Genomic DNA, 17,609 nt, shown 5'->3' with positions numbered 1-17,609 from the left:
ATCGGTACATACTATTCTTTAAGTGATCACATCTCTGCGCGTCGCTCCCGACCCGCACCCCCACGTTCCGGAGGCACGATGAGCCGGCAACCGGTCCTTCTCCCCTACGCCGACCCGGCCTTCGTGGCGGATCCCTTCCCGTTGTACCGGCAGCTCAGCCAGGAGGGCCCCGTGCGGCGGGCCGTCATCGCGGGCGGTGTGGAGGCGTGGCTGGTGACGCGCTTCGAGGACGGCCTCGCGGCCCTGTCCGATCCCCGGCTGAGCAGCGACGTCCGTGACGCGTCCGACCCCCGGCTGATGCGGATGCTGCCCGCCACGGAGCGCGAGTCGATGCTGCGCACCATGCTGCGTTCCGACCCTCCGGACCACACCCGGCTGCGCCGGCTGGTCTCGAAGGCGTTCACCGCCCGCCGGATCGCCGAGCTGAGGCCGCGGATCCAGGAGGTCACCGACCGCCTGCTGGACGCGATCCTGCCCCTGGGCAAGGCCGACTTCGTCGCGGACTTCGCGCTCCCGCTCCCCGTCACCGTGATCAGCGAACTGCTCGGGGTACCGTCCACCGACCAGGGCGACTTCCAGCGGTGGACCGACGAGATGATCCTGCGCGGGGCGGAGCCCCCGGACCCGGTGAAGGTCGACGCGGCCTGGCGGCAGATGCGCGCCTACCTGGTCGGCCTCCTGGACGACAAGCGCGCCCGGCCCGGCGACGACCTGCTCAGCGCGCTCATCACCGCCCGCGACGAGGAGAACCGGCTCGACGAGGACGAGCTGATCGCGATGTGCTTCCTGCTGCTGGTGGCCGGCTACATCACCACGGTCAACCTGATCGGCGGCGGCATCGCCGCGCTGCTCGCCCACCCCGAGCAACTGCGCATGCTGCGGGACGACCCGGAGCTGCTGCCCGGCGCCATCGAGGAGTTCCTGCGCTGGGACGGTCCCGTGAGCCCCGGCATCGCGCGCTTCGCGCGCGAGGACCTCGAGATCGCGGGCACCGCCGTCCCGCGCGGCGCGACCGTCCTCGTCGCCTCCGCCATCGCCGACCGCGACCCGCAGCGCTTCCCCGACCCGGACCGGCTCGACATCACCCGGGGCGACAGCGCCCACCTGGCCTTCGGGCACGGCGTCCACTACTGCCTCGGCGCCCCGCTGGCCCGCCTGGAGGGCCAGATCGCGATCGGCACCGCCTTGCGCCGCCTGCCCGGGCTGGCCCTTGCCGTGCCTCCGGAGGAGGTCCGCTGGCGGCTGGGCGGGCTGCGCGGGCCGTCATGGCTGCCGGTCACCTTCACGCCGGGGGCGCCCGGTGTCCCGGGCGGGGCGGGGGCCACGGCCGACGTGGCGTCGTAGCGGGCAGGACGCGGGCCCTTCGCGGGGTGGGGGGCGCCGCGTCGTCACCGGGCCGGACCACGCCCCGACACGCCTCGCCGGGGACCGCATGGACCGCTCCGGCGTCGCCCCGTGGCACCGTACGGCCAGTGCCTCGACGGCGCGCGGGGTGTGGCCGACGGCGGGCCCGCCGGGCGCGGGCGGGCGAGGGGGGCACCCAGGGAGAGGCACACCGAGCCGGCGCGCATCCGGAAGGGCTCCTGGCCGGCGCCGCGGGGCGGTCCTGCCGGGGCCCGCACACGGGCGGAGGTGCCTCGATAGGCGGGGTCGATCAAGCGATAAAAAGCCGCATTTGGACAGGTGGCGGACCGGGGCATCAGGCTTTCGGCGTGCCCCCGTCCTCGCGGACGACGAACCCGCCGTGGTCCGGCAGTCGGGGCCGGATCCGAGGTGTCCCCGTGTTGATTCCACGCGTTCCTCAGCCGTGCGCCGCGTCCGTCACCCGCCCGACGGCGTGCCGCCACCGGGAAGGGCGGCGTCATGGCGACTAGCCCGCCCGGGACGGCGCAGGCCGGGACGGACCCGGCCGGGACATCCCCGGCCGGGTCCGTTCCGGCCCGGTGGTGGAGAACGGCGGAACCGCGGCCCGCGCGACGCACGGTCGTCTCGGCGGCCGTGACCACGTCGGTGGGGCTGGCCGTCGTGGTGGCCGCCGGGACACTCCTCCACCAGACGGTCCTGGTGCCGCCGCTCGCGGCCACGGCCGCGATCGTCACGGCGACTCCCGGTTCCCCGCTCGCGCAGCCGCGGCACGTCCTCGGCGGCCACATGCTGTCCTGCCTCGTCTGCTTCGTGGTGCTCGCCCTCGGCTGGCACGGCCCCTGGGCCGCCGCCGCGGCCTGCGGCATCGCCTGCGGGCTCGTACTCGTGCTCAAGGCGGCCCATCCGCCCGCGATGGCAACCGCCGTCATGATCATGCTCACCGACCCGCCGGCCCACCGCTTCGTGCCCCTGCTGGCCGCCGGGCTGGCCCTGCTGGTCGGGGTGCAGATGGTCTCCTCGCGCCTGCGACGCGAGGTCTACCCCACCGCGTGGTGGTGAGTCCGTACGAACTGGGTCAGGCCTGTTCAGCGGGACGCGCCACCGCACTCGGCGGTCGGGACATGAAGACGTCGATCGGGTCCTCGGCCTCTGCGACGAAGCCGTGGCGTTCGTAGAGCCGTCGTGCGGCACTGCCCTGCAAGACGTTCAAGCCCACGACCACGGCCTGCGCGTCGGCCCGGTCCAGCACCGTGCGCAGGACGGCCGATCCGAGCCCCTGGCCCTGGTGGGGCGGAGCCAGGTAGAAGTGCTCCAGCCAGTGCCTGCCCTCGGTGGGCCGAACCGTGATGCACCCCGCGAGTGCGTCATCGACCATGACGATCGAGGTGTGCCGGGTCGAGAACGAATCCCGGAGCCGCTGCCGCACCCTGTGCTCGTCGTAGCGTCCCAGGCGTTCCAAGTCCCCACGCATGACCGTGGCCCGCAACTCCGCGATCACCTCGACGTCCGCCGCCGTCGCCGACCGCAGCGTCCACCAGCCCGTGGTGCAAGCCGAAGCCCCCCTTTCAGGGATCGCCGTGCCCGATCCCGCCTCCGTCGCACTCGCCTCGACGCCCATGGCCGAAGTCTCCCAGACTCCGCGTTCGCGACCGCGCCCGCGCCCGCGGCCGCCGAAGCGAAGCGCCGGCCTCGGCGCCCTGGCCGATCTCGGGCCCGGTTACCGGAAGTCATGTTCGGCCCGGTACGGCTCCGTCCTGCCGGCGGTAGAGGTCGCGCAGCAGGGAGATCTCGGCGCCATGGTGGATCAGCTCCCTGTTGACGTGCAGGACGATGCCCTCCATGGGAAACCGCTCGAGACCCGCCGTGGGCGGATTCTCCAGGTCGGTGTCCGAGAGCTCGCGGACCCCCGCGTTCCATCTCCCGTACATCTCATCGAGCTGTTTCAGCGCCTCGTCAGCGGTCCCCGCGTAGGCGAACGTCCGGGAGTCGACGTCCTGGCCGCCGAAGTGCCATCCGACCCGATAGCCCAGGCAGGAGACGATGATGTGCGCCAGCCGCCAGGCAATCGTGGTCACCGGCGCCGGCACCGGGTCAGGGTCAGGGGAAGCGGAGTCCATCGTCCAGTCCCCCGAACCTGCCGACATCCGTGCGGCCGACGTGTCCCGTGGGCGGATGCTCCAGCAGCCGCGCACCGGCTCCCAGAAGTACTCCTCATCGGTAAGACCGTGCAGCCGCGGCCGCAGGTTCTTCTGCCAGTGCCGGTCCAACTGGTCCGCGAGCCGCTCACTTCTCGTCATTTCCGCACCCTACAAAGAGCGGAGACCCGGCTGCGACCCTCGCGGACGCCGTGGCCGGCCGTGAGCCGCGGGAGGGTGCCGCACCGGGAGATGACACCGGGCGCCCAGGACCCGAGCGGACACACCGGCGTCTGCCAGGGTCCCGGTCTGATCTCGGTACGGGGACAGGGCCGACGGAGTCCGGGCTTCCGGGAGACGCCCGGGTCGTGAGCGACGCGTGGAGGAGGTATGCCGAGTGGGCCGGGGACGTACCGGTGTCGGTGGGCCCTGGCGATGTGCGAGGCGACCGCGTGTCCGGCGTCGTGATCGTGGCGATGGTCATCGGCCAGACGGGCACGCCTGTCCGGTGGCTCGGCGCGACAGCCTCTGTGCTGCTCGCCGTGGCCGCGTTGATCATGGCAGCGGGGGCCTGGAGCGTGCGTCTGTGGGTGACGGCGGCGCCGCGGATCCTGGTCGACGTGTGCCTGGCCGTCCTTCTGGTCCGCCTCGGCGTGGAGAAGGCACGAAGGGCAGGGCCGTTCCATGCCGGGGGCGCGACGCGTCGTGGACGGGCCCCCGGGGATGGTGGGGCGCGCGCTAGCCGGCGACGGAGGCGATGAGGCGTTCGGCCACCTCCGGAGCCGCCGGCATGGCCGCGATCTCGTCGTGCAGGCGTTGCGCCGCCGCGGTGAACTCGGGCTCGGCGAACAGCCGGACGACCGCGGCCGTGACCGCTTCCGGCGCCTGTTCGCCGATCGGCAGCGCCAGACCCGCTCCCGCGGCGTGCAGACGGAAGGCCTGACGCTGCTGCCCCGCGGTGGCGGGGACGACGACCGCGGGGACTCCGCGGGCCGCGGCCGCGAACGTGCTGCCGGAACCGCCGTGGTGCACGACGACCGATACGCCGTCGAGCAGTTCCGCCGCGGGCACGAAGGAGACCAACTCGGCCCGGCCCGGCTCCAGTCCGAGGTCCTCGACGGAGGCGCCGCCCGACGTGGCCACCAGGTCCACGTCCAGGGCGCTCAGCGACCTGAGCATCGGGCCGAGCGTGAGGGCCGCTCCCCGGGTGGTGGTGAGACTCACGAGCACGCGCGGTCGGCCTGTTCCGGGGACCCGGGGAACGCGGGGCGTCCCCTCGGGACTCCGGTGGGGTTCCGGCCGCAGGGCGATGCGTTCGAGGGGCGGCATGACACCGTCGCGCTGCAGGCTCGGCGGGCAGAGGTCCAGCAGCCGGCTGCCCGAGGGCGCGTGAGCCGGGGCCTGCAGACCGCGGTCGAGGTAGCGGGCGCCGGCCGTCGAGGCCAGGGCGTCCAGGAGGACGGGTTCCAGCGCCGGATCGATGCCCATGACGGCGGACGGCACCTTGAGCACGGCGGCGACCAGCGGTCCCACGAAGTCGCAGTGCTCGGAGACGATCAGATCGGGCTCCCGTCCGCGCGCCCCGGCGAGGGCCTCGTCGACGGACAGGTCGACACGCGCTCCGGCGAAGAACTCCGCGACCACCTGCGGCGACGGGCCGGTCCGCAGGTCGACGCCGGTGCGCCGGGCCACCTCCGCGGTCACCACGTCCGTCGGCGGACCTGCGGGGATCAGCTCGAACCCCGCCTCCCCGACCGAGCCCGCCATGGTGCCGGCCGAGACGAAGGCAACGGCGTGCCCCTGCTTCCGCAACGCCCGTGCGAGCGGGAGCAGGGGCAGGAAGTGGCCGGTCAGCGGGTTGTTGAACAGGAGGATGCGCATGGAGTCGAGATCACCTGCGTGCTGGTGCCACCGGGGATGGCCGCTGTGGACGGACCGTGGTGCCTCTGCGACGCGCCGGTCCGTGTCCTGCCCGGGTCAAGGGCCTGCCCGGCGCGCGACAGGGGGCCTGGCGGACCTCGAGACCCGGATTTCCGGGACTGATTGTCCGAGCAAGCATATGTCATCACTTGACCCGTCAAGTACATGGCCTCTGGCGTGGCGCACCTCCCCCTCGTGCCGCCTGGCGCCGGCGGCCCGCCGCTCGTCAACGCGCCGGGCCTGTTCCCAGGGGTCGCCCGACTGCAGGCCACGGTTCGCGGGGGTACACGGTCAGGGCTGCGCCCTTGCGGATCTGCGTGCCGTTGCCGCCGTCCTCGAACGACCCGGGGAACTGCGGCGCGCCGCCGTCGAACGGGTCGAGCGCCCACACCTCGACACAGGTGATCTCTCCAGTGCGCTCGCCGTTCGGCGTCGTCGCAGCGGACCCGGGTGCCGATCTGCCGGGCGCACCGCTCGCCGGTGTCGCCGCACAGCCCGAGCGTGCCCGTCGGGGCGTAGGCGGCACCGGTGGTCGGGGCCGCGCCGTCCGGCGCCGAGCAGCGCACGGCGCACGGGCGTAAGGAATATCCGAACGGGCCACACCGGCATCCCTGCGCTTCGCCAGATCAAGCACGAAGACCCCCACCGCGGTGGGGGCCTTCATCGAGCGCCGGCCAGGACTCGCACCTGAACCTCCCGACGTGGACCCGGGGGTGCCGCTGACACCACCAACGCGCGGGCCGGTCGCGCCGCTGCTCGAAGCGACGACGGCTCCGGAGCTTACTCACCTTCCGTGATCACGTTTGACGGCCCGTCAGAACGATGCGTCCCATTGCGTACGACCGGGAGTCGGTCGGGGATACCGGCCGGCGGCCCGCACTCAGCCGTGGGTGATGGATTGCTCGATGAGCGCGACGGTGGCACGAGGGTCGTCGACTTCGACGATGAGGCGGTCGTAGGTCTCGGCGTCGGCGAGTTCGATGACGATCGCCTTGTCCGGGTTCTTCACCTGCCAGAAGATGCGGTCGCCGTCGTGACGGAACCGCCCGGCGGTCATCACTCCGGGGAGATGGGTGCCGCCGACACGGATGCCCTTCGGCTCGCGGGCGATGCCGGGGTCATGGGTGGCGCCGCGCACATGGGCCAGGGGGACTTCCAGGCGGCTTTTATGAGTCCAGAGCTTGTAGAGGCCCTCAAATTCCGCGGCCAGGAGGCCGTGTTCACGATTGATGGAGATCCGGGCCATGTCAGTGCTCCTTGAGGGTGTCGGGCTGGACGCGCAGGCGCAAGCGGGCGCCGAGAACGGCAGAGGCGATGTGAGGGGCCGCCTCGCCATGGGAAGGCCGTAGGGCATCTTCCAGTGCGGTGATGGCGTCCGTGACCATCGTGGCGACTTCCGGGTCGTGGGGTGCCCGTTCCACGGCGGCCATGAGGAGCAGGCCGGCGGCGGGGCCGTTGTCATAGGAGGCGATGGCCGCCGTCAGGGCCTGCGCGGGGTCGGCGAGAGTGGCGATGGCGGTAGCGGCCGGGCGGATCTCCCGCTCGAGGTGATTGCTCAAAGCTCTCAGATGGAGGCTCCGTTTGGAGCCGCTTGCGTTCCTGACGCAGCCGACACACCTGCTGTTCGGTGGCAGCCGCCGTTTTGTGCGGTGTCGAGTGCGGCCGGCTGGAGCGGTCGAGCAGACCGGATGCGCCCTCGACCGCGAACCGGCGGACCGACCTGTGGGCAGTGGTGCGCGATACCCCCGTCCCGGCCGCGACAGAGCAACGGGACGGCCCGAGCGGACACGCTCGACCAGCAGTCGCTGCCGTGAACGGCCAGGCGGGCATTGCGGTGGAACACGGAGACCTCCGGGGCGGTGCGGTCCTAGACAGCTCCACCACACCGGAGGTCTTCGCCTTGGTAAAGCCCGCCTCGGTGTCAACAGCACCAACGGGAAAAGCCTTTCGGCGGTGTCAGCGGTCTCTGTTAATTTCATGCGGCTCGTGTGATCCACGAGCTTCGAAGACTCACAGGGGAGGGACGCTTGACCATGTTCGGAAGGACGGGCAGACGCAGACGGATGGTGGTGGGGAGCTGCGCTGCCGCGCTGCTGGCCGGGGCTGCCGGTACGGCGCATGCGGTGGACAATCTGCCGCCGAAGCAGCCGCTCGTCCAGGACCTCCAGACGCAGAGTAAGGCCTGCGCCACGGGCGACGACACGCCGTACGTGTCGCAGCCGCCGAGGCTCAGCGCCATGTTGTACGACCCCGAGGAAGACAACCAGCCCAGCGAATCCAGCCCGCTCAGCGGTGAGTTCGAAGCGTGGTGGACGGACGCAGCGGGAGTGGAGCAGCGCCGTACCTACACCACGATCACCTTGCCGTCAGGCTCGCGTTTTTACTGGACGATGCCGACCGGCATCCCGGCGAATACGGTCGTTTCCTGGCACGTCCGCGCGGACGACGGCAAGGCGACCTCCGCGTGGAGCGATGACGGCGGCGGCTCGGTCTGCTCGTTCGTGTACGACGACGCGAACCCTGAGAAGGCGACGATCAGCTCCCCCGAGTACCCCAACCCCGACCAGGTGTTCTGGGTGGACGGTGTGGGCGTCTACGGCCATTTCACCATGGACTCGCCCTCCGACGACGTGGTGTCGTACACGTACGGCTTCATCGGCGGCCCGTACGGGACCGTCTCCGCGGGGCGGCCGGGCGCAGCAGCAACGATTCCGTACCTGCCGCTCACTTCAGGGCCCAATTCGCTGACGGTCCGCGCCATCGACAGGTCGGGCCGAAGCAGCGGAGAGTCCTCGTACGACTTCAACGTTAAGTACGGGCGTGCCCCTGTCGCCCGTTGGAAGCTGGACGACCCGGCAGGCTCCCGCTCGGCCTCCGCCGAGGTGGGCACCGCGGCACGTGCCGGCATCGGCGTGACCTTCGGCGGCCCGGCGCCCACAGGCATCGAACCCACCGCCACCGCCAGCCTTGACGGCAGCGGCCACGGCTTCCTGACCACGGACGCCCCCGCCACCGACATCAGCAAGACCTTCGCCGTCAGCGCTTGGGTGCGGCCCGCCGAAACAGGCCGGAATATGACCGTCGCCAGCCAGGACGCGGACGGAAAGCCCGGCTTCAGCCTCGGGTTGCGCAGCCAGCATCCCGGTCCCGTCTGGTCGTTCGCGATCGCCGATGCGCGAGTGTCCGGTGGCGCGCCCGAGACCGGCGAGTGGGCCCATCTGACGGGGCTGTACGACGCGGAGACGGGTCGCGCGCGGTTGTACGTCAACGGCCAGGAGGTGGGCACCGCGGCAGAAGCGGCCCCCGCCGCGACGGCCGGCGCGTTCCAGATCGGACGCGCCCGTGGGACCACCGGTTACCGTGAGCGGTGGCACGGTGACATAGGTGATGTACAGGTCCACGACCGGGTCGTGGTGCCGGACGAGGTGGCCGAACTGGCACGGCGCACCCCGCAACTGCTCGGCCACTGGTCGCTGGAGAACGCGGCGGATGGGACGAGCCCCGAGCAGTCGGACGGTGCGCCGCTGCGGCTCGGCTCGGGAGCTTCGATCTACCGGGGCTCCGACAATTCCTGTATCCCGGACCTCGATCCCGACTGCACCTACACGCCGCCGCCGCTCGTCGGCGACGGGCATCTGCACCTGGACGGCGAGACGGGGTACGCCGCCGCCGACGGGCCTGTCGTGGACACCGGCGACAGCTTCACCCTCGGCGTCGTCGTCCGCCTCGCGGACTCCGAGCCCGCCCACCCGATGACGGTGCTCTCGCAGGCCGGCGTGCACACCGACGCGTTCAAGGTGCGCTACGACCCGTCCACGTACAAGTGGCAGCTGGTGATGCCGGAGAAGGACGAGGCCGGAGCCCCCGAGAAGGTGGTGTCACAGATCGCGAGCGCGGACGGCGGCGAGGGCCAGGGGCAGCGTCTCGCCGTGGTCTACGACGACGGGACCGACACGATCAAACTCTTCCTCGACGGTTACACCAACGCCGAGGCCACGGCGAGCCTCCCCAACGGCTGGCACAGCACCGGCGCCCTCCAGCTCGGCAGGGCAAAGGTCGGTGACGGCTGGGGCGAGTACCTCCACGGTGACGTGGACGAGCTCCAGGCCTACTCCGGTGCGCTGCGGGACGCGCAGGTAGTGGGTCTGGGCACGGGTTTCAACCCCTGCCTGGTGTGTTGATCCGTCCGTCCTGAAACCAGGCCCGACGGCCCGCCGAACCCCAGGTTGCGGCGGGCCGTCGACTGTTGCAGGACACCGTTCCGGAGTACTGGCGGACCCTCCCGCAGCGAGGGATGCCGTCCTTGGGGAAGCCGGTGTCATCCACCACCCGTACGTGCGGTCGCACCACTGCCACTGCCCGACGGGCCGGCTTCCCCCGCACCGCATCAACCGGCCAGGAGGGACGTCATGTACTGCCGCACCTGCTGATGGTCCACACCACCGAGCCGTCCGGCCATCGGCTGCATCGACTTCCGGCGCCTGTCCAGCAACAGCCCACGCAGATACGAACCACCCTTGACCCGCTGATCCGCACGCGTCAGCGGCGCAAACACCTCCCCGGCGAACTCCTCCAACCGGCTCCGAAATCCGGCTGATTCATCCGGCCTCATGACCCAGCGAACCACCAGCCCAACCACCTGACCAGACACGTAACAACGTCCTGCCAGGACTTGCCCCACCGATGAGGACGATGGGGGAACCGTGGACGGGGGTGGCGCAGGCGGTGTCATGATCACGCCCGTGTCCGGCGCCGGTTCGGCGCGTACTGGGGGAGCATGGAGCTGCTGTGACGAGGGAGACCGCGCGGCCCGTCGGGGAGGCATCCGCCGCCACGACCGCCCCGGTCTTGCGTCAGACCAGCGAAATCCGAGCACGGCATTCGGAAAGAGAACGGCCTTTCAGGCGCTTTTACTTGACGAGCAGTCGTCGGCTCGGATCGAAGGCCAGAGGGCCGCGACTACCCGGTCGGCGTGGTCCGCAGGTGTGCTCTGACCAGTCAGCAAGTAGTCGCCGAAGTAACTGCCGAAGCAGAGAACCACTGTGGCGTCGAGATCCGCATCCACCCGCACTGCACCGGCATGCTGCAAATGCTGCAACGTCTGCTTCAGCTCTGCGCACCGCGGATGAATGCCCTGCTCGCGGAACTGCTCGAACAGCGCCGGCTCGCGCTCGGCATCACCCATGAAGTTGCCATGCAGGGCCATGGCCCGCTCATTGTGGTAACGAGGGTCAAGCCGTTCGACGGCCCTGGTAAAAGCCTCCACCGGTGCCAAACCGTCCACGTCCAGGGGCGGATAGGCCTCGCGCTGCCTCTGCAGGCCGTAAGCCAGCGCATCGACGGCCAGCTCGTACTTGTTCGACCAGCGTCGATACAGAGTGGGGCGCGTCACCCCGGCGTCTGCCACCACGTCGCCAATTGTCATCCTTGTGTAGCCATCGGTGGCCAGGCGTTTGCGAGTGGCTTGGAGAATCGCCTCCTCGATCGCCGGATCTCGGGGCCTGCCGCCAGTGCGCGGGGAGCGTTGCGCCGACGCGTTCGCCGTTGCTTCTGGCGTGCCCTCTCCATGCGGCCCGGCTGTCGCCCGGTCCCTGCTGCTCACAACACGTCTCTCCCCTGTCGGCGACCCACGGGTCTTACATTACTGACTTCAGCTCATCGGGGTGAATCGTCACGAAGCCCCTGATGAGTGGGTCGGCGACCGCAGCCGTGTGGTGTGCGATACGCGGAGGGGGCGGGCCGATCCCGGCGGGGCGCCGGCGCGGAAGTCGCGGCCGCTGCGGGTAATCCCCCACGCCGTACGCGAGCTCGTCGCCGGACGCGAGTGACTGGGAGCGTTCCTGCTGCCTGCCCACTCGCCCGATCTCGACGCCGCCGGGTGGACATGGGCACACGTCGAACACAGCCTGGCCAACCCTGGCCGTGGTAGCGCTCGACCGGCTCGAAGCCCTCGTCCGCAACCGGCTCAAGCGCTTGCAGTAGCGGCCCGGCACCCTCGACGGCTTCACAGCCGGTACCGGCCTGCCCTCGACGAACCCGTGCGACCCTGCCGAGCCGAAGTCAGCGGCCACCTCTGAGGTGACAGTCACAATGTTTCGTTACACACATTGACTGTAACGAAACCCTGATGCAAGATTGCCCAGTCGGACAGCGCCGCACCACTACAACGCTGAGCCCGTCGATCTCCAGCACCAGTGGGCCGGGTCGATCATGCGCTGGTACACGACCCGCCAGGAAACCTTCCCGCCATCGGCGTCTACCCGCGGTCGCCCCCCGTCCCCAGCCGTCGGCTGCCCGCCGCACCCCTTGACCAACCTGAGGATCCACCGCCATGTCCAACCTGACCTTCCTTGCCGTTTCCGGCAGCCTGCGCCGCACTTCCCACAACACTGGCCTGCTGCGTGCTGTGCGGAACCTGGCTCCGGCCGGCGTCACCATCGACCTGTACGAGGGACTCGGCTCGCTCCCATTCTTCGATCAGGACCTTGAGAGCGGTCCCGAACCTGCCGCCGTCGCAGACCTGCGCCGACGCGTGCGAGAGGCCGACGGCATCATCATCGCGACCCCTGAATACAACTCGGCCATTCCAGGCGTCCTGGTGAATGCCCTCGACTGGCTGTCACGGCCCACTGACCAGCCTGTCCTGGGGGTCAAGCCCGCCGCCGTTCTCGGCGCCTCCCCTTCCCAGTTCGGCACCGCCCGCGGCCAACTGGTCCTGCGTCAGATCCTGCACCGCATGCATGTCCCGGTGGTGGCTCACCCGGAGGTCACCGTCTTCCAGTCCCATCGACGTTTCGACACCAACGGTTGCTTCCTCGGTGACGAAGTGACCGAGGGTCTGCTGAGCACATTGCTCGCGGAGCTCGTCATTTTGGCAGGGCGCGCACACCCGGCCGGCGTCGTCTGAATCAATCGCGGTACCAGCGCGTCATGAACCATTCGAGCGTAGATAGCAGCGCGGGCCGCCAACCGAGCCGTCAGGCCGAAGGAAGTCTGCCGGGCGGATCGGAGGCAAAAAAGCTGCAGCAACCAGGCTCGGGGTGCCGCAATAAGGGTGATCAGTGCGTGGGCGAGTACACCCCGGACAGTTCCCCTAGGTGCCCTGCGAATCCACCGACGTGGATCGCCGATCATCTGTGGGCTTCCTGGGCAACCAGGCAGCCCGCAAGTGCCTCAGGGCGAGAGCCATGCGCCCATCACTCAAAAATTCCAACAATGTAGGACACAAGGGAGTTGACAGCGTGAACATCACCCCTATCCTTCCTGTCACGGTCGTGCCTCCGGGGGAAGGTGAACATGTACACATTCCCGGCTTCGGGGCTACTTTCAAGATTTCGAGTAGCGAGACGTACGGGGGCGCGTCAATCGTCGAGCACCCATTTGAAGTGGGCACTATCAGCGCGCCCCACATGCACAGCCGCGAGGACGAATATTCCATCGTCGTAGAAGGAGAGATCGGCTTTCGCTCCGATGAATCCGAAACGGTGCTCGGCCCGGGTGGGTATATCGTCAAGCCACGCGGCCAGATGCACGCCATGTGGAATGCGGGCCATGTCACCGGACGGATCATCGAGATCATCATCCCCGGCGGCTTCGAACGCTACTTCCGCGACCTCGCCGAGCTGATGGCCGCAAGTACCACCGACCGGTCCGCATTCACCGAACTCGCTGCGAAGTACGGACTGACCTACGGGCACCCGGAATGGCTGGACGACGTCGTCCGGCGCTACGGCCTCACCCCGCCGACACATTGACGAGGCAGCCCCCCCGACAATGCGTCCAGGACCACATACCGATCATCAACACATCATAGTGCGAGCAGCGAAGGGTGTCATAGAGAGAAATATCGAGGACCCCGATCTTTCTCCCGCAATGATCGCCGGGATACTGGGCGTATCCCTCCGAACACTGCACCGCTCTTTTTCTGCTACAGACGAATCGATCATGACGTTCATGCGTCGACGGCGGTTGCAGAACGCGCACGACGATCTCTTGAGATGCGGAAATCCCGTCGGGGTGTCCGAAATAGCGGCTCGCTGGCATTTCTCGGATGCCAGCCATTTCATCAGAGCTTTCAAGGCGGCGTACGGAACAACTCCCGCGGCGTATCTGCGGACCGGGACGTCCAAGCCGGCGTCGTAGGACGGCGTCCGCGACGGACCGGTCTGCGTCCGCGACGCGGTCGGTCGGGCGACCGCGGAGGGAGCCGGCGGCGGCGTCGGTCCCAGCGCCGCGGGAGGTCGTCGGCGGCGTCCTGCGCCGGCTCGACGAGGTGGTCCGGCCCGCGGACCGGGCCGGGTGCCTCGGCATGCGGTCGGCCGGCCGAAAAAGGGTCAGCGGGCGGCGAGACGCTGTCGGTGTGCTCGTCGACTGCCGATCCGGAGGCGGGGGCGGCCCGGGTCGGGGGCGGCCGGAACGGCAGCCGGGTGCCGGCCCTCCACGCGGAGGAGCCGGCACCCGGGCCGATGAACAAGGTGTCGTGCGGGGCTCGTCAGTGACGGGCGGCGCGACGCTTGCGGTTCGCGAAGAGCAGACCGCCACCGGCGAGCAGCGCGACAGCGGCGCCACCGGCGAGGAGCGGGGTGGAGCTGGAGGCACCCGTCTCGGCGAGATCGGCGGCGGGCGAGGACTCGCCACCGGCCGGGGAGGGTGCAGCCTCGGACTCACTCGCGCTCGCGTCAACGGTCGGGGACTCGCTGGGCGCGGGCGACTCGGTGGTCGGGGTGGCCGACGGCGTGGCGCTCTGCGACGGGGACTGCGGCGTCTGCGGGGGCGTGACCTGGCAGGCCGGGGACGTCTTGGTGTCGCTGAACGAGTAGCGGGCGCCGTCGCCGGCCTTGACCGTGAGGGTGACCTCGATCGGGCTGGTGTGCCCGGGCAGGGTCACGTGGTCCCTGTGGAACGCCGCACCGAAGGTCTCGGTGGGGAGCACGTCCTTGCCGTCCACGGTGATGGTCACCGTGTTCTCCACACCGCCGTTGTAGGCCTTGAGGTCGACGAACGTGACCTCGGAGCAGTTCACGTCCCAGTTGGGAGTGTGCGCCGAGGCGGGCGCGGCACAAAGGCCGAGCCCGATGATGCTGGTTGCTGCGGCCGCTATGAGCACGCCGGGGCGCGGCCGGATTCGGGGGGATAGGGTCACTGGATCTCCAGGCTGTCGTTATCCGATGCCATTGGCGCGCAGAGTACTCTGCCGCGTCACACGTCCCTCAGCCGCCCCATAGGTTGACTCCTGTCAACAGCCGTGATGCCCGGCTCATGTTATTTCCGGGCAATGGGAGCAGCCTGTGCGGGATACGCCCGTTGCGTGGCCACTCGTCCGCACGGCCGTCCGCGTGCGGACGCACCGCGGGCCGACGAGCTCCTCTCCACGGGCGGCTGACCCCGCGGCATGGGGCGGGGGCCCGGGTTCGCGGCGCCCCACGACCCGGTCCGACCCGCGCGGCTCCCTAGGCGAACCCGCAGGTCACCTGGGCCGCGACGGGCGCGGTGACGCCGCGCGGCCTACCATCGAAGGACAGGGCAGAGCGCGGCAGGGGCCGCCGTCCCGGGCGGGCCCCCAGTGCCGCGGTCATCCGCACATCGGGAGTGATGCACATGCCGACCACGAACAGCGGCCCGAAGCTCGCCCGCCAACTCCAGCCGCACCGCGAAGGGATACCGCCCACGCCCACGCCGCCGTGCGAGAGCAGCACCACGGCCGGCATCTCCTACACCGAGCCGCCGGAGGTGCGGACCGCGTGGGAGGTCGTCTCCCTCATCCTGATCTTCGCCGTGGCGGCACTCATCGCCGTGGGGCTGATCGCCCGGGTGGTGGCGATGTAGCCGCGCGCTCCCCGGCCCACGGACGCGGACGCGGACGGAAGACGGCGGACGAAGGACGGCGGGACGCGTCCCGCTCCGGGGGCGGAACCCGCCGGTATGCTGCCGGGCATGATCAGGCTGGAGCGGCTCACGGAAGGTCACGCGGACGCGCTGCTCGCCTTCGAGCGGGCGAACCGGGAGTGGTTCGCCCGGTCCGTGCCGGACCGGGGCGACGCGTATTTCGCCGGGTTCGCCGCGCGGCACCAGGCGTTGCTCGCGGAGCAGAGCGCGGGGACGTGCCACTTCCACGTCGTGCTCGACGAGCGGGACGAACTGGTGGGGCGGGTCAATCTGGTGGACGTGGCGGACGGCGCGGCCGAACTCGGTTACCGGGTCGGGGAGAACGCGACGGGCCGTGGGGTGGCGACCGCCGCGGTCGCGCAGGTGTGCCGGCTGGCGGCCACCGCGTACGGGTTGCGCACGCTGGACGCGGTGGCCGCGCTGGACAACGCCGCATCCCGGGCCGTGCTGGCGCGCAGCGGTTTCACCGCGGTGGCGGACGTGACCGTGAACGGCCGTCCCGCCGTCCGCTACCGGCTGCCCCTCGAGACTTCCTGACGGTACGTCAGTGCGCGATGCTGTCGATCAGCTCGCGCGCGCCCTGCCGCAGGAGGGCCACCGCGACCGACGTGCCGAGCGTGGCCGGGTCGAGCGGGCCGGCCCATTCGTGCGCGTCGAGGACGGTTTTGCCGTCGGGCGAGAAGACCCGGGCGCGCAGGGAGAGCCGGCCGTCGCGTTCGGCACGGGCGTAGCCGGCGATGGGACTGTTGCAGTGGCCCTGCAGCACGTGGAGGAACATGCGTTCCGCGGTGGTCTCGCGGTGGGTGGCGGGGTCACCGAGGTCGCTGACGGCGTCGATGGTGGCGGTGTCGTCCTCGCGGCACTGCAGCGCCAGCACGCCGGCGCCGATGGGCGGGATCATCGTCTCGACCGGCAGGACCTCGGTGACGACGTCGGCCCGCCCGATGCGTTCGAGGCCGGCGACGGCGAGCAGGAGGGCGTCGGCGGCCCCCTCGGCGAGCTTCTCCAGGCGGCGGTTGGCGTTGCCGCGCAGCGGGACGCAGGTCAGATGGGGGTGCGAGGCGGCGAGCTGCGCGACGCGCCGGACCGAGGAGGTGCCGATCCGGGTCCCGTCGGGCAGCGCGTCCAGGGTGAGACCGCCCGGGTGCACGAGGGCGTCGCGGATGTCGTCGCGCTTGAGGAACGCGGAGAACACGGTGCCGGCGGGCAGCGGGCGGTCGGCGGGGATGTCCTTGACGCAGTGCACGGCGAGGTCGGCCCGGCCCTCCAGGAGGGCGGCGTCGACCTCCTTGGTGAACGCGCCCTTGCCGCCGAGCCGGGCGAGGTCGCCCATCCAGCGGTCACCGGAGGTGGTGACGGGCACGACCTCGGTGGTGATGCCGGGGTGGAGCGCGCCCAGTTCGGCGCGGACCCGCTCGACCTGGGCGAGGGCCATGGGTGAGGAGCGGGAGACGATGCGGATGAGGTCCGGGACAGCCATGTGACCACGGTACGGCGGCGGACGCCGGCCCGGGCGACCGGGGCGAAGCGGCCACCCGCGGTGACGAATCCGGCTAAGCTGCGCGAGCTCCCAACAGCCCGGCCGGGTCTGCCCGTCAGGGCGTCGCGCGCTCGCACAGGAGCCCCGCGAGCGCCGCGTGCAGCATGGTGCCGAGCGACTCGGCGAAGTCGACGCGGGCGTCCGCGAGGCAGGGGTCCCCGGTGGCCTCGACGACCGCGGGCGAGGGGTTGGCGAACGGCCACAGGCCCGCGGTCAGCACGACGGAGATCCGGGTCAGTTCCCTCGCGGCGGCCTCGCCCAGGCCCGGCAGGCGGTCGCCGGCCATGCGGGCCAGCCGGGCGCGGTGCTCCGCCTCGCGGAGCTTGAACGCGCGGACGGACGCGACGGAGACGTTGCGCTCCAGGACCGCCGCCAGGATGCTCCACAGCTCGCACAGCAGCGGCCGGCGGGCCAGCGAGTCCGCCCAGGCCCCGGCGAGCGCGCGGGACGAGACCGCCGGCCCGTCCGGGCCCGGCACGGGCGGCAGTTCGCCCTCCAGCGCGTCGAGCCAGTCGCCGATGGAGCGGTCGAGGAGTTCGAGGAAGACCGCCTCGCGGGTCTCGAAGTAGCGCACGACGTTGGACTTGGAGAGCCCGACGCGGCGGCTGAGCTCGCGCAGGCTGACCTCGCCCGCGGGCATCTCGCGGAGCAGCGCGGCGGCGGCGTCGAGGATCGCCTCGCGGCGCTGCTCGCGCTGTTCGGGGCGGCGGGCGCGCTGGAACGCGGCGGCGTCCTGTGGCTGGCTCACGGTGCCGGTCCCCCTT

18 protein-coding genes and 1 pseudogene are annotated in these 17,609 nt (G+C 70.8%); 8 read left to right on the top strand and 11 right to left on the bottom strand.

The annotated features are described in order from the left end of the window. The first annotated feature begins 78 nt into the window (after positions 1–78). Together ACIP98_RS12940 and ACIP98_RS12935 are read left to right on the top strand one after the other, a co-directional pair. Positions 79–1,344 (top strand): cytochrome P450, encoded by a 1,266-nt coding sequence (locus tag ACIP98_RS12940; RefSeq protein ID WP_319659490.1) that lies wholly within the window; start codon positions 79–81, stop codon positions 1,342–1,344. A 654-nt stretch (positions 1,345–1,998) separates the two neighbouring features. Continuing rightward, positions 1,999–2,424, top strand: coding sequence for an HPP family protein (locus ACIP98_RS12935; RefSeq protein ID WP_401975540.1), 426 nt, complete (start codon positions 1,999–2,001; stop codon positions 2,422–2,424). 16 nt (positions 2,425–2,440) lie between these two features. Here ACIP98_RS12935 and ACIP98_RS12930 read toward each other — a convergent pair whose 3' ends face one another. From ACIP98_RS12930 to ACIP98_RS12905, 6 genes and pseudogenes are all read right to left on the bottom strand, one after another. Then, positions 2,441–2,983 (bottom strand): GNAT family N-acetyltransferase, encoded by a 543-nt coding sequence (locus ACIP98_RS12930; protein ID WP_401975538.1) that lies wholly within the window; start codon positions 2,981–2,983, stop codon positions 2,441–2,443. A gap of 109 nt (positions 2,984–3,092) precedes the next feature. Further along, positions 3,093–3,662, bottom strand: a complete 570-nt coding sequence (locus ACIP98_RS12925) for a DinB family protein (RefSeq protein ID WP_319659495.1) — start codon at positions 3,660–3,662, stop codon at positions 3,093–3,095. 576 nt (positions 3,663–4,238) lie between these two features. After that, the gene (locus ACIP98_RS12920) at positions 4,239–5,381 is read right to left on the bottom strand and encodes a glycosyltransferase (RefSeq protein WP_401975536.1); all 1,143 of its coding nucleotides are present in this window, start codon (positions 5,379–5,381) and stop codon (positions 4,239–4,241) included. Positions 5,382–6,300: 919 nt separating this feature from the next. Continuing rightward, on the bottom strand, positions 6,301–6,666 hold the full coding sequence (locus tag ACIP98_RS12915) for a hypothetical protein (protein WP_401975533.1): 366 nt from the start codon (positions 6,664–6,666) through the stop codon (positions 6,301–6,303). 1 nt (position 6,667) lies between these two features. Next, the gene (locus tag ACIP98_RS12910) at positions 6,668–6,979 is read right to left on the bottom strand and encodes a hypothetical protein (protein WP_401975646.1); all 312 of its coding nucleotides are present in this window, start codon (positions 6,977–6,979) and stop codon (positions 6,668–6,670) included. A gap of 31 nt (positions 6,980–7,010) precedes the next feature. Continuing rightward, positions 7,011–7,263 (bottom strand): annotated as a pseudogene (locus ACIP98_RS12905) (leucine zipper domain-containing protein); the annotation flags it as partial. Positions 7,264–7,453: 190 nt separating this feature from the next. Between ACIP98_RS12905 and ACIP98_RS12900 the strand changes: the two are divergent. Beyond that, positions 7,454–9,601 (top strand): LamG-like jellyroll fold domain-containing protein, encoded by a 2,148-nt coding sequence (locus ACIP98_RS12900; protein WP_401975638.1) that lies wholly within the window; start codon positions 7,454–7,456, stop codon positions 9,599–9,601. Positions 9,602–9,807: 206 nt separating this feature from the next. On the opposite strand, the gene ACIP98_RS12895 is transcribed toward ACIP98_RS12900, so the two are convergent. Continuing rightward, complete coding sequence (locus ACIP98_RS12895) at positions 9,808–9,996, bottom strand: transposase (protein WP_401975531.1); 189 nt, start codon at positions 9,994–9,996, stop codon at positions 9,808–9,810. 324 nt (positions 9,997–10,320) lie between these two features. Further along, positions 10,321–11,022 (bottom strand): TetR/AcrR family transcriptional regulator, encoded by a 702-nt coding sequence (locus ACIP98_RS12890; RefSeq protein WP_401975528.1) that lies wholly within the window; start codon positions 11,020–11,022, stop codon positions 10,321–10,323. A gap of 729 nt (positions 11,023–11,751) precedes the next feature. Between ACIP98_RS12890 and ACIP98_RS12885 the strand changes: the two genes are divergently transcribed. The 3 genes from ACIP98_RS12885 to ACIP98_RS12875 all read left to right on the top strand — a co-directional run bounded on the left by ACIP98_RS12885 (position 11,752) and on the right by ACIP98_RS12875 (position 13,562). Continuing rightward, positions 11,752–12,327, top strand: coding sequence for an NADPH-dependent FMN reductase (locus ACIP98_RS12885; protein WP_401975527.1), 576 nt, complete (start codon positions 11,752–11,754; stop codon positions 12,325–12,327). 334 nt (positions 12,328–12,661) lie between these two features. Then, positions 12,662–13,174: a cupin domain-containing protein gene (locus ACIP98_RS12880; RefSeq protein ID WP_401975525.1), complete on the top strand. Its 513-nt coding sequence runs from the start codon at positions 12,662–12,664 to the stop codon at positions 13,172–13,174. A 19-nt stretch (positions 13,175–13,193) separates the two neighbouring features. Next, the gene (locus ACIP98_RS12875) at positions 13,194–13,562 is read left to right on the top strand and encodes a helix-turn-helix transcriptional regulator (protein ID WP_401975522.1); all 369 of its coding nucleotides are present in this window, start codon (positions 13,194–13,196) and stop codon (positions 13,560–13,562) included. A 349-nt stretch (positions 13,563–13,911) separates the two neighbouring features. Here the strand turns inward: ACIP98_RS12875 and ACIP98_RS12870 are convergent, their stop codons facing one another. Continuing rightward, positions 13,912–14,562: an LAETG motif-containing sortase-dependent surface protein gene (locus ACIP98_RS12870; RefSeq protein WP_319659502.1), complete on the bottom strand. Its 651-nt coding sequence runs from the start codon at positions 14,560–14,562 to the stop codon at positions 13,912–13,914. A 455-nt stretch (positions 14,563–15,017) separates the two neighbouring features. Here ACIP98_RS12870 and ACIP98_RS12865 point away from each other — a divergent pair, with 455 nt between their 5' ends. Continuing rightward, on the top strand, positions 15,018–15,245 hold the full coding sequence (locus tag ACIP98_RS12865) for a DUF6480 family protein (RefSeq protein WP_319659503.1): 228 nt from the start codon (positions 15,018–15,020) through the stop codon (positions 15,243–15,245). Between the two features lie 108 nt (positions 15,246–15,353). Then, positions 15,354–15,842 carry a GNAT family N-acetyltransferase gene (locus ACIP98_RS12860; RefSeq protein WP_401975519.1) on the top strand — a complete coding sequence of 163 codons (489 nt, stop codon included), beginning with the start codon at positions 15,354–15,356 and terminating at the stop codon, positions 15,840–15,842. Between the two features lie 7 nt (positions 15,843–15,849). Here ACIP98_RS12860 and hemC read toward each other — a convergent pair whose 3' ends face one another. Both hemC and ACIP98_RS12850 read right to left on the bottom strand, forming a co-directional pair. Beyond that, positions 15,850–16,785 carry a hydroxymethylbilane synthase gene (hemC, locus tag ACIP98_RS12855; RefSeq protein ID WP_401975517.1) on the bottom strand — a complete coding sequence of 312 codons (936 nt, stop codon included), beginning with the start codon at positions 16,783–16,785 and terminating at the stop codon, positions 15,850–15,852. A gap of 115 nt (positions 16,786–16,900) precedes the next feature. Continuing rightward, the gene (locus ACIP98_RS12850; RefSeq protein WP_401975514.1) at positions 16,901–17,593 is read right to left on the bottom strand and encodes a TetR family transcriptional regulator; all 693 of its coding nucleotides are present in this window, start codon (positions 17,591–17,593) and stop codon (positions 16,901–16,903) included. Positions 17,594–17,609: the final 16 nt, after the last annotated feature.

Origin of the sequence: Streptomyces sp. NPDC088354 (genome assembly GCF_044753585.1) — a bacterium.
Lineage (GTDB): Bacteria > Actinomycetota > Actinomycetes > Streptomycetales > Streptomycetaceae > Actinacidiphila.
This window is presented reverse-complemented; position numbering and strand designations above follow the sequence as displayed.

Excerpts from the sequence above, each read along its gene's own strand:
- ACIP98_RS12940 (WP_319659490.1), top strand. The coding sequence starts at position 79 with ATGAGCCGGCAACCGGTCCTTCTCCCCTACGCCGACCCGGCCTTCGTG.
- ACIP98_RS12930 (WP_401975538.1), bottom strand. The coding sequence starts at position 2,983 with ATGGGCGTCGAGGCGAGTGCGACGGAGGCGGGATCGGGCACGGCGATC.
- ACIP98_RS12925 (WP_319659495.1), bottom strand. The coding sequence starts at position 3,662 with ATGACGAGAAGTGAGCGGCTCGCGGACCAGTTGGACCGGCACTGGCAG.
- ACIP98_RS12920 (WP_401975536.1), bottom strand. The coding sequence starts at position 5,381 with ATGCGCATCCTCCTGTTCAACAACCCGCTGACCGGCCACTTCCTGCCC.
- ACIP98_RS12915 (WP_401975533.1), bottom strand. The coding sequence starts at position 6,666 with ATGGCCCGGATCTCCATCAATCGTGAACACGGCCTCCTGGCCGCGGAA.
- ACIP98_RS12900 (WP_401975638.1), top strand. The coding sequence starts at position 7,454 with ATGTTCGGAAGGACGGGCAGACGCAGACGGATGGTGGTGGGGAGCTGC.
- ACIP98_RS12885 (WP_401975527.1), top strand. The coding sequence starts at position 11,752 with ATGTCCAACCTGACCTTCCTTGCCGTTTCCGGCAGCCTGCGCCGCACT.
- ACIP98_RS12875 (WP_401975522.1), top strand. The coding sequence starts at position 13,194 with ATGCGTCCAGGACCACATACCGATCATCAACACATCATAGTGCGAGCA.
- ACIP98_RS12865 (WP_319659503.1), top strand. The coding sequence starts at position 15,018 with ATGCCGACCACGAACAGCGGCCCGAAGCTCGCCCGCCAACTCCAGCCG.
- ACIP98_RS12860 (WP_401975519.1), top strand. The coding sequence starts at position 15,354 with ATGATCAGGCTGGAGCGGCTCACGGAAGGTCACGCGGACGCGCTGCTC.
- hemC (WP_401975517.1), bottom strand. The coding sequence starts at position 16,785 with ATGGCTGTCCCGGACCTCATCCGCATCGTCTCCCGCTCCTCACCCATG.